General features: G+C 47.1%; 10 protein-coding genes. All 10 read right to left on the minus strand.

Features of this window, described 5'->3' with window-relative positions; genetic code table 11:
• Positions 1-124: 124 nt before the first annotated feature.
• Positions 125-781, minus strand: a complete 657-nt coding sequence (locus UF75_RS11735; protein WP_082075111.1) for a sugar transferase — start codon at positions 779-781, stop codon at positions 125-127.
• Positions 782-1,150: 369 nt separating this feature from the next.
• Positions 1,151-2,317: a DegT/DnrJ/EryC1/StrS aminotransferase family protein gene (locus UF75_RS11740; RefSeq protein ID WP_045574787.1), complete on the minus strand. Its 1,167-nt coding sequence runs from the start codon at positions 2,315-2,317 to the stop codon at positions 1,151-1,153.
• Between the two features lie 51 nt (positions 2,318-2,368).
• Entirely contained in the window at positions 2,369-2,593 is a 225-nt protein-coding gene (locus tag UF75_RS11745; protein ID WP_045574788.1) for a type II toxin-antitoxin system HicA family toxin, read from the minus strand.
• 2 nt (positions 2,594-2,595) lie between these two features.
• On the minus strand, positions 2,596-2,817 hold the full coding sequence (locus UF75_RS11750; protein WP_045574789.1) for a type II toxin-antitoxin system HicB family antitoxin: 222 nt from the start codon (positions 2,815-2,817) through the stop codon (positions 2,596-2,598).
• Positions 2,818-2,892: 75 nt separating this feature from the next.
• Entirely contained in the window at positions 2,893-4,104 is a 1,212-nt protein-coding gene (locus UF75_RS11755; RefSeq protein WP_045574790.1) for a glycosyltransferase family 4 protein, read from the minus strand.
• Positions 4,105-4,133: 29 nt separating this feature from the next.
• Complete coding sequence (locus tag UF75_RS11760) at positions 4,134-5,141, minus strand: GNAT family N-acetyltransferase (protein WP_045574791.1); 1,008 nt, start codon at positions 5,139-5,141, stop codon at positions 4,134-4,136.
• A gap of 107 nt (positions 5,142-5,248) precedes the next feature.
• Positions 5,249-6,559, minus strand: a complete 1,311-nt coding sequence (locus UF75_RS11765) for an O-antigen ligase family protein (protein WP_242860208.1) — start codon at positions 6,557-6,559, stop codon at positions 5,249-5,251.
• A 115-nt stretch (positions 6,560-6,674) separates the two neighbouring features.
• A complete protein-coding gene (locus UF75_RS11770) occupies positions 6,675-8,420 on the minus strand; it encodes a hypothetical protein (RefSeq protein WP_045574792.1) in 1,746 nt (581 codons plus the stop codon).
• A 5-nt stretch (positions 8,421-8,425) separates the two neighbouring features.
• Positions 8,426-9,493, minus strand: coding sequence for a UDP-N-acetylglucosamine 2-epimerase (non-hydrolyzing) (gene wecB, locus UF75_RS11775; protein WP_045574793.1), 1,068 nt, complete (start codon positions 9,491-9,493; stop codon positions 8,426-8,428).
• Positions 9,494-9,575: 82 nt separating this feature from the next.
• Positions 9,576-10,501 (minus strand): flippase (locus tag UF75_RS11780; RefSeq protein ID WP_045574799.1); only part of this gene is annotated, 926 nt, incomplete at its 5' end.

Genomic DNA, 10,501 nt, shown 5'->3' on the forward strand with positions numbered 1-10,501 from the left:
AGAACGAGGGACGGCGTGAGTTATAACCAAAACAAACAAAGCTCCCCTAAGTTAACCCTACTGGGTGACCGAGAGAAGCTTTTGTGTACTTGTATGTAGATGACTGATCAAATATCTAATACCGTTAAAACGCACCTTTCCCCGCGAAAACCACGAAGATCGTTTTCCACAAGATTTTTAGATCTAACCAAAAACTCCAAGCTCGAACATACTCCAAATCGTACACCAAGGTCTCTCCCAGAGTTAGCTCACTTCGCCCATTGACTTGGGCTAATCCTGTGACGCCCGGAAGGACGTTGAGACGCTGACGTTGTTCAGTTGAATAAAGCTTAGCTATTTCTGGAACCTCAGGACGGGGGCCGACTAAGCTCATATTTCCAATTAAGATATTGATGAGTTGAGGAAGCTCATCTAGGCTAGTCTTTCTCAGAAAATGCCCACTTCGTGTTATACGAGGGTCTTCTTTCTCCTGAAAAACAAACGTTTCCAAATTGTCTACTTTTTCTAATTTGTCTTTCATCAAAGCTTCTGCATTCTGCACCATAGTCCGGAACTTATAAATCGTATAGGGTTTTCCCCTTAAACCAACTCGCGTCTGCTTAAAGATCGCCGCTCCAGAGGAGTCCGATCGAATCCAGAGAACAATAAACAGCCAGAGCGGAGATACCAGCACAATCAGGATGAGAGCAACCACAAAATCCAACACCCGCTTCGCGGCAAGTTGCCAACCCGAATATTCAAGCTCTTTACGTTCCGCGGGTACCGAAGAACTTTGACCCATCTACTTATCCCCTTTCAACCCTACTAAGGCGTTTCTCCAAAAAATAAAACAAGCCCAAGCGTGCAAAGACACAGATTTTGCCGCCACCCCTCGTCGCTTGCTTCATAACCAAGAGGCTTTGTTTGCAAAAAGAGAATGACTTGCGTAAGCAGCTAGCCAAACTTCGCCTCAAACTTTGGCGTAGGCGGGACGGACCACACGGATGTGGTCCGCCGGCATCCGAGACAAGGAGGTCGAGTTGCCGGGTATCCCGCCGGAGCCAGAGGTTGAGGCGTTAGTTTGGCCTGCGAAACGCACGGAATGAACGGTTGCAAACAAAGCCTCGCCCCCGTTCGTGGCTTGTTCGTAGCTTAGTAGCTTATTCGTAGCTTACTTCCGGAAACGCCCCACCACTCGCCTTACCGCAACCACAACATCCCTCGCATCTTGCATACTCATCTTCGGATACAAAGGCAAGGAAATTATCCGTTCAAAGACCCCTTCGGCAATAGGGAAATCCCCCTCTTTATACCCATACGTGTCCCGGTAATAGGGGTGCATGTGAACTGGAATAAAGTGCACACTTGTTCCTATATTTTCATTTTTAAGTTGTTCAATAAAGGCTCCACGATCTATCGTTAGCTTATCCAAATTTAACTTGATGATATACAAGTGCCAAGCATGCCTTGCATAATCAAGTTCAACGGGTGCTTCTAGCTCTGCCATCTTTCCGAACTCAGTATTATAATAATCCGCAATTTCCAAGCGTATCCCTTGCATCCGTTCCAGCTTTGTTAGCTGGGATAGCCCAAGCCCAGCCATGATATCGGACATGTTGTCCTTATAGCCTGGAGAAAGGATTTCATAATACCATGAACCGGCTTCCGCATAGCGATTCCAGGCATTCCTGCTCATGCCATGGGTGCTCATAATGCGAATCTTATTATAGAGAGCTTCATCATTGGTCGTGATCATTCCACCTTCACCCGTGACCAGATTCTTAGTCGCATAGAAAGAGAAGGCTGTGGCGTTGCCAATCGAACCAATTAGTTTTCCTTTGTACTGGGTATAAACCGCATGAGCGGCGTCCTCTAGAACAAAGAGGTTATATTCTTTCGCAATCGCCATGATTTCATCCATTTCGCAGGGATGCCCCGCTATATGGACTGGAATAATAGCTTTGGTACGTGGCGTGATCTTCTCTCGGATTTTTTTAGGATCAATATTCAAGGTAATCGGATCAATATCCACAAAGATGGGCTTGGCCCCTGTGTGGATGACCACATTAGCGGAAGCTGCAAAGGTCATCGGAGTGGTCAGGACTTCGTCCCCTTCCCCAAGGCCAGCTGCCACAAGGGAAAGATGTAACGCTGCAGTACAAGAGTTTACAGCGACGGCATATTTAGCCCCAACATACTCAGCGAACTGTTTCTCAAACTCCATGGTTTTAGGACCTTTAGCGATCCAGCCTGATCTTAAACTATCCACGACCCCCGCAATATCGTCTTCTTCAATTAAGGGTAGCGCATAGGGTAAGAACTCTTGACGTGTACACATTTAAACTATTCCTCCATTTTATAAAGCGCTTACAGAGCCTCCGCAGATGCCCTAAAGCAATTCTAGAAACTCATTTACAGTAAGTTCTGCTTGCTCCAATATACTCTTTAGAGTCTTCATATCGACTATCACTCCTGCGTGAACTGGCACACAAACTAGGCTTCCACTAGATCTTCGTAGATAATGATGACTTCCTCGTATATGTAAAAGCCTAAAGTCTGCTCTCTTAAGCGCACCTACAACATCTTTTCCCTCAACTCTCGGCATTCTGACCATAATCAGTAACTCACCTGCACTTCATCCATTTCCACATCCGCTGAAGGTATAGGCAACCCCTCAATCACTAGGGCTTCGAGAAAGCCCTCTATTGCCTCCTGAATATGTTCAAGTGCTTCTCTTCGATCATCGCCCTGTGTAACGCAGCCAGGAAGAGAGGGAACGGTAACCGTAAAGCCTCCGCTTTCATTCTTCTCGAGAATAACCTTAAATCTTCTCAGCATTTAGAGAACCTCCTTTAGTGGATCGCTCTTCACTTATCCGACTCCGGCCTCCGGCCTCTGACTTACTGACCTCTGCTATATTCCCAATTCCCTTAGCCAGTGCTGGATAATTTCTGACCAAGTGTAGTTTTCTTTAACGAACTGTCGCCCTCTTTTGCCCATTTCAAGGCGATCAGGGTTCTCCTTTAAGTCGAGGATTACTCTTGCTAAATCAGCGCTGTTTTCTGGTTCAACAATCACCCCGCCACCTGACGAAAGGATTAGTTTGACCGCCTCCCCTTCCCCAGAATAGATCACTGGAACTGCTGAACCGAGCGCCGGGAACATTTTTGAAGGACGCGCTCCCTCGAAAAGTTTATTTTTCTTCAATGGCACAATACTCGCTGAGGACAAGGAGAAATATCTCGGCATTTCCTGAACTGGTTGAAAATCCACAAAACTAACATTGGATAATCCTTTTTCCTGGACGAGTGCTTCGAGCATCGGTTTCTCTGTACCGTCGCCCACAAACAGAAATCGAATCTCGGTTTCTTCTCTAAGTAATTCCGCTGAATGAATGACGGATTCAAGACCCTGGGCATAACCCATTGTTCCGGCGTAGATTAAGACAAAGTCTTCCTCTTTAAGGCCCAGCTTCAAAGCCATTTCCTCATCTCGTTCACGAGGCGCAAATAGATCCAGGTTCACCCCGTTCGGTAAAAAGGTGACTTTTTCCTCGGGCACGCCTCGCTTTACCAAAGAGTCTCGAATCCCCTCTGTCTGACAAGATATTTTCCAGGCTTTGCGATAAAGTAACCTCTCAAGTCCCTCTGCCATCTTAATCATCCATTGGCTGTTAACAAGTCCCAAGGCCACGGCAGATTCAGGCCAGAGATCGGAAATATTCATAATAATACGAGTCCGGGTAAACCAGCCATAGATTAAGGCTGTGATACCAAGGAAAAGCGGTGGGGACTCAAAGAATAGAATATCTTGTTTTCCTGCTTTGCTTAAGCCCCAGAAAGAGGAGCCGACAAAGGAAAAATAATTAAGCAAGCGCTTCCAGAATCGTCCCCGTTGCACAGGATAAATCCAAGTCCGCCAAACCGGAAGCCCCTCCACCTCATCCTTCATTCGCCAACGCCCACGGTAGTGTGGTGGGATCACGCCGCTTGGATGATTAGGAAATGCAGTAACGACAGTCACCTCATGCCCATTACGTTGTAACCCCTTCGCGACTTCCTTGAGCCGAACCTGTGCTGCACCAGACTCTGGTGGAAAGTATTGTGTCAACATTAAGATGCGCAATTAGACCTTCCGCTCCTTCAAACCGCTCCCTACTGGGAGCGTCTTAAAAATTTCTTGATGGTTGCTCCGTGTTTGGCATAAACCGTTCGGCCAACCCGGGCTGCGAGGGTTCGATTCCGGTAAGCGTAAAGGTAATTCCGCTCTGTGCTTCCAAAACTCTTTTTGAATTTAGCAATACTAGGGATATTAGCCCCTACCATATCATAGAGCTGAATCCCCATCGCTGAGGCTCGTTTTAGGTACTCCCATTGGATGAGATTATTAGGTACGACCTTATTGTACTCCCGATCAGATACTCCGTCTAGGTAATACCCGACATTGCGGTCCCGAGGAAAAATTTGCCCAGCGATTATCTTACCCTCATAACGAGCGAGTAAAACAATTAAATCCCCACTTGGATATAGATTCTGCCAAAGGGCCGTGAAGTATTCCTTGCTAAATGGGGGTTCCTTGTCCTGACGATGGTAAACCCCACAGGAAAGATCATAATACAGATCCAGCCACTCTTCAAGGGTTTGAGCCTCAACCACCTCGACTCCAGATTTTTCAGCTTTGCGTATGGCATTGCGACAACGTACTTCAAGCCCAGCCCAAAGGGGTTCCACCTGGTTGGAAATCGGTAATTCTAGGGTAGTAAGTAACTCTACAGTATACCCCTTTTGTTCAAGGTCTTCTTTGCCCATTACTTCTGGAAGTCCGAGTTCAAGGTAGTCTATACGGTTTTCTGAGGCGTACTCCTCGAGGGCCGATAACACCTCGTTCAAGGGTACCGAACCCAATGGACCACTGTGAGGGGTGGCCGCACCGGAGAGTGGACAACCTGCCAATTTAAGCAGGCTCATCTTGCGCTCTACTAGAGGCAGCAGACCCTTTAGTACTCCCATTTCGTCAAATAAGCCTAAGCGTTCAACCCGCAAACCAAATCCTTCTTCTAAGATATCCTGCCATTCCCAGCGGTGAAAAAGTGATCCCGAAGGCATCGTCTTTTGAAAGTTCTGCCAAGCGTCCCGCTCAATTGGCTGCAATTTTAGGCCCACGTTTTTCACACTCCTAACATTATCGGGTATAGGAAACTTGCTTCAGGGGAGCTTGCTCCATCTGAAGCTTAGCTGAACTTATCCAGGGGCTTAGCGCCACTTGCCATTCAACATTCATCTTTAGTGGCGCTTTGCCGTCGGGTATAGGAAACTTGCGATATACAGACCATGATTCCCATGCTGATCCAAATGATAGGATCTTCAAAAAACCGTGCTTCAGCTTGTGAGCTGATGAAAACTGTTGTAATCCATAAGAAATATCCCACAGCCGGAATATATCGTTCAAATCTGTTGACATTCACATTTAAGTTTAAGTTTTCATTGTCTTTTACATTTGAGTTTGAGTATGGATTTTCTAGCCCGTTTCTGCTTGGTTCGGGATCAGTCTTACGTAAGCGCCAAAGTACCCGCACCAAGGTTAGCCAAAACCAGGATAGCGCAGCCAATCCAATTAAGCCCAGCTCTGCCGCAATCGTTAGGAGGGTTGTATGCGAAAGGGTTGCTCCTTCAGCATCTGGAATTACAGTCTTCAGACTTATGTATTGAGTTAAAAACATTTTTTGAAAGCCACCCAGTCCTACCCCGATGATCGGATGATCTTTGAACATTGCCCAGGCCGCTTTCATGAGGTATTCTCGCATAGCATCCAATGCCCCCAGTCCTTCCCGAAATGACAACACACGTTGCCAGATGGCCGGGCGCAGAGCTAATATCCCCGCTCCAATCAGGCCCAAGAACCCAATGGGTTGAAGCATTTGTTTCCGCGGAATAAGCAGGATCATAAGAATTAGCACGATGACCAACGTAAGAAGGCCACTGCGGGAGAGAGTAATAGCTAGCCCTCCCAGTAATACTAAGAGAGACCCCATATAAATGAAACGTTTCCGGACTTCCGTGTTCAGGTATTGAAGGATTAAATTTGCCACAATCGCTAAAACAAGGTAACGAGCGAAAATATTCGGATCGACAAAGGTCGCGTTAACACGGACTAACATGCCTTCTGCTAAATATCCCCGCCAAATAAACTGGCGTGTCGCTCCTTCATAAAGTGCAAGTGGAACCAATGCCACCCCAACCCAATGCACGACCCGAAAAGGCCAGAGGATATGCTCACGTTCGGTGAGAAGGCAAGTGCTGAGATAAAGTAAAAATAAAGTTACCAAACGAACCACCTCAAGGACTGTTTTAGTCCTATCGACGGAATAAAGGAGACTAAAGGCACTGACCGCAATATAGATTAAAAGCGCACGTGTTAAACTATGAGTTAATATTTCTTTTAGTTTTCTTCGTTTTTCCGGTAATATCCAGAGACGTGCCAGAGCAGCTCCAATGATCCCAACCGCTAGAAGACGTGCAAGACTTCCAATTTGAGAACCCAGCGGTCCTAATGGAGGAAACCATTCGATGGAAATCTCCAACGCAATCCCCCCTGCTAGTAACCAAATTAGCGCTGAGGGCTTTTTCCATCCCCAATAAAGTACTGATCCTACACAAACCAAAAAAAACAACCATTTCAAGATGAGAAGCCCCACATTAACCCTCTCCTTCCACTTCGAGTGTAACTAAGGCCTGGACTGGAAAATCGATGTAATCCACACCTACTTCATAGGCCACAGAAGCCGAACGGATTCTGTGGGGATCGAGATGTAGCCGAATTCGAACCGGTGGAACAGTAGGGACTTGAACTGCTGAGAGGGCCTGCGAGGAAGTAGTGGAAGTTAACGGGGTCGTTGCCAACGCTGCACCCTGATTATCGTTTGGTAAGGTACAGGTTATCTGCCAACGTGTTCCTTGAATCATTAGTGCCACCTCATACTGGCGCCTTAAAGTAAACCAACTCAGAATGTCTCTTGGCACCGCGATCCAGGCACCATCTGCCCTGCCCTGTGCAATTAAGCGTTCATAAACCTCTCCCCAAAAACGGGGCGCAGTAAAGCTCTGATTATGCCATAGCAGACTCACTGCCCCACCAAAGCGCTTTGCCCAGTCCAAAATTGGTTTTGCTTTGCGAAAAGCATCTTCCCGGTTTAAGTCAAGGTGCTCCTCTCCCAGAAGCGCACCATCTTGAATATGGAGGGGGAGCTCCCAGAGGGTCTGGCAATTTAGCGGATGATAGGGTTGAAGGGTCCCGGCACGAAAGCCAACAATTTCATTAAAGCCCACGGTCGCATCATACAGAAATCCACCCTCTTCCAAGACCTTAAAGGATTCTGGCGATCGAAAGTAAAGCCAGTGCATTCGGACTCCAATCTCATCCCGTCCGGTCAGATTAGAGATACGGCTGTATTCAGCCCGAGCTGAAGGTGCGTCATGCCAAGCATCGATACCATGGACTCCCGCTTCCCAGCCGCCCTCTTCTAAGCTGTTGAGCCATGCTTTATGGGTTGTCACATCATAAAATGACGCCCTGTTTGGTGGTGCGTTTTCATCTTTATCGTCGTCTTTATTCCTTAATGGTTCCGGAAGAATTCCTGGTTTCTCCGGAAAGGGCATAAAATAGAGACTTGATCGAACCCCCAGTCGTTTCTCCAGTTCGAGAAGCTGAGGTAAGGCGCGTTCCCAGACATCTTGCCCTAGTCCTAGCTTTGCTGCCCACGTTCTGACCATTTCCCAAAGGGATCGGAAATGTTCTGACGTCTGTACCTTCCCAGCACGCCAGCGTTTCCAATTCAAAACTGAACTGCGGTAGAAATAACCCAAGAAGGTCCGGGCAATGGGCATTTCCTTAAGGCTCAAAATATCCAGGTCATGGGTTAAGGTCATAGCATAGGAATATCCCCAGGGGATAGGCGGAAGTTCTAAGTAATTTCTGACTTCCAGGCGCAACACCCTGCGAATTTCCTCGAGCATCAAATCCAGCGTAGGCTCGCTAACGTCCTTTTCCGTATACTCTCTACCCTCCATAAGCAGGCGAGTCCCTTCTTGACCAAGGTTGAACGAAAAGGTCTTTAGTCTGAAACCTGGATTTTCCCCACTGACGGGTCCACAGACCAAAATTAGAGGTTGATTCTTTGATTGTCCTGAAACGTTCGGTATCAGTCTCCTTAAACGCTCAAGGGAAATCCCATCTACTAGAATCGCCTCGAAGTTCGAGCTCTCCTCAAAGTTCAAGGTCGCCGCTTGGTTTGGAAGCACGTCTTTCACTGTTGCGGCTTCCCTAGTGGTATTAAAAGCAACTCCTAAAAAACTCACGATCTCCCGGTAAACTGTCTCCAGCGGTTCGGCGACGTAAAAGCCAATTTGGCCTGACCGGCGGATCTTGTCTTGTGGTTCGCTCACGGAGCTCAGCCTCTTTTCTCTTCCATGGCCGCCACGATCTCTTCACTGGCTCGACCGTTGCCATAGAGATTTTCCCGATAAGGCGGCAAGGGTTTGTTGCGATAATTCATCACAGCTTCTACAATTTGCTCTGGATTGGCACCTGTTAGGGTATTCCAACCCGTATTCACGGTCTCTACCCACTCGGTTTCATCCCTTAAGGTCACACAAGGAACCTGCCAAAGATACGCTTCTTTCTGGACACCACCTGAATCTGTCAGAATGAATTCCGCCTCTTTTTCTAAAAGGATCATTTCCAAATATCCCACAGGTTCAATGACTTCCACGTTCTTAGGTATCGTCATGTGGTGATCGTTCAAAAGCTTCTTGGTTCGAGGATGGAGGGGAAGCACAATCTGGCCCTCGATTTGTGCGAAAGCGTTGATGATCCCTTGCAGCCGATTCAGATTATCCGTGTTTTCCGCCCGATGCACGGTGGCTAATACGTATGATTTCTTCGGATAACGAAGGTTTTCCGCAAGACTTCGTTCCTCGGCCCGCCGAGCATGATAATAAAGGGCATCAGCCATAACATCCCCAGTCCGTATGACGCCCTTCGTTAATCCCTCTAAACTGAGATTTTTCACGGCTTGATCGGTCGGACAAAACATGAGGGTTGAGACATGATCTGTTAAGACACGGTTCACTTCTTCCGGCATCTTGCGGTTATAGCTTCGCAGCCCAGCTTCTACATGCGCGATCGGAATATGGAGCTTAGCCGCAGCCAAAGCCCCGGCTAAGGTGGAATTCGTATCCCCGTACACGAGAACCCAGTCTGGTTTTTCCTTAAGGAGTACCTCTTCCACGCCGGTTAACATTTCCCCGGTTTGAGCACCATGCTGCTTGGACCCCACTCCCAAAAAGTAGTCGGGCTTGGGAATGCCTAGCTCCTCGAAAAACACATCTGACATCTGATAATCATAATGTTGTCCCGTGTGCACGATTTTCTCCTCGTGCCTTTTCCTCAAGGTCGCCGAAAGTGGAGCGGCTTTAATAAATTGAGGCCTTGCACCCAGTACCGTAATTATTTTCATGTGGTTTCATTCCTTTCGCTGTGCTCAAGGCACAAAGATATAATGAAAGTGCTGCCCCTTGGGTGATAACGTTTAAATTAGTTTATTTATTCTTTATCCGACTCGTCGCTTGGCGGAAAATGTACCCGCCAATACGTTGGAAATCTTTATCTAGACCTATCAGGATTAGCAAATAGACCATTCCGGCAATGGACGCTGAGGCTAGCGGATGAAGAAAACGAAGTAAGTAAGCGATCAGGCCCATAGACAGTGAGGCCAAGACAATGACCGGAAGTTGACGCCAGGTTTGGATCTTATAAACGTAGCGCCGAACAATCCAGTAGAAGGCGATAAACACGAATAATTCAGTGATCAAAGTTGCGACACTCGCCCCATAAATTCCATAGCGGGGGATTGCATATAAATTAATAGCGATATTCAAAAGAGCGGCACTTCCCTGAATCTTAGCACGGGTCCACTGCCGATCTGTTGTTGTCAATACATCTCCTAATGAGAAACTTAAGCATTCAAGAGCAAAAAACCAACTTAAAATCATGAGAATTGGGATGGAGGCTGGAAAACGACCATTGTATAGCCAGGTCAGCAGTGGATCGGCCAAAACAAAGATCAAGACGCTGCCCGGTATTCCGACAGCACTCAGGACTTTAAAGATCTTTTCAATGGTTCCTCGATGTTTCTCCTTACTTTCCACACCCAGCTGAAATAAAATCGGGTAAAGGACACTGGTTAGAATCCCAGGTATAAATAAGAGAACGGAAATTAAGCGATAGGCCGCCGAATAGATCCCAACTTCGATCGTAGGGCGCATTAAAGAAAGCATCAACATGTCGATTTGAAAATAGACAAATAAAAAGATGACGGCAATTCCGTAGGGTAGCCCACGCTTGAGCATCACCACAAGACGAGAAAGATCAAATTCGAGGCGTATGTGACGCCGTAAATGTGCATATAAAATCAATGAAATAAATACAGCCGTCACGAGTTGGGTGACGGTGATCATGACAACAT

The sequence above is a fragment of the Desulfosporosinus sp. I2 genome (genome assembly GCF_000960765.1).
Lineage (GTDB): Bacteria > Bacillota > Desulfitobacteriia > Desulfitobacteriales > Desulfitobacteriaceae > Desulfosporosinus.

Bases quoted from the DNA above. Each gene is read 5' to 3' on its own strand.
- UF75_RS11735 (WP_082075111.1), bottom strand. From the start codon at position 781: ATGGGTCAAAGTTCTTCGGTACCCGCGGAACGTAAAGAGCTTGAATAT.
- UF75_RS11750 (WP_045574789.1), bottom strand. From the start codon at position 2,817: ATGCTGAGAAGATTTAAGGTTATTCTCGAGAAGAATGAAAGCGGAGGC.
- UF75_RS11740 (WP_045574787.1), bottom strand. From the start codon at position 2,317: ATGTGTACACGTCAAGAGTTCTTACCCTATGCGCTACCCTTAATTGAA.
- UF75_RS11745 (WP_045574788.1), bottom strand. From the start codon at position 2,593: ATGGTCAGAATGCCGAGAGTTGAGGGAAAAGATGTTGTAGGTGCGCTT.
- wecB (WP_045574793.1), bottom strand. From the start codon at position 9,493: ATGAAAATAATTACGGTACTGGGTGCAAGGCCTCAATTTATTAAAGCC.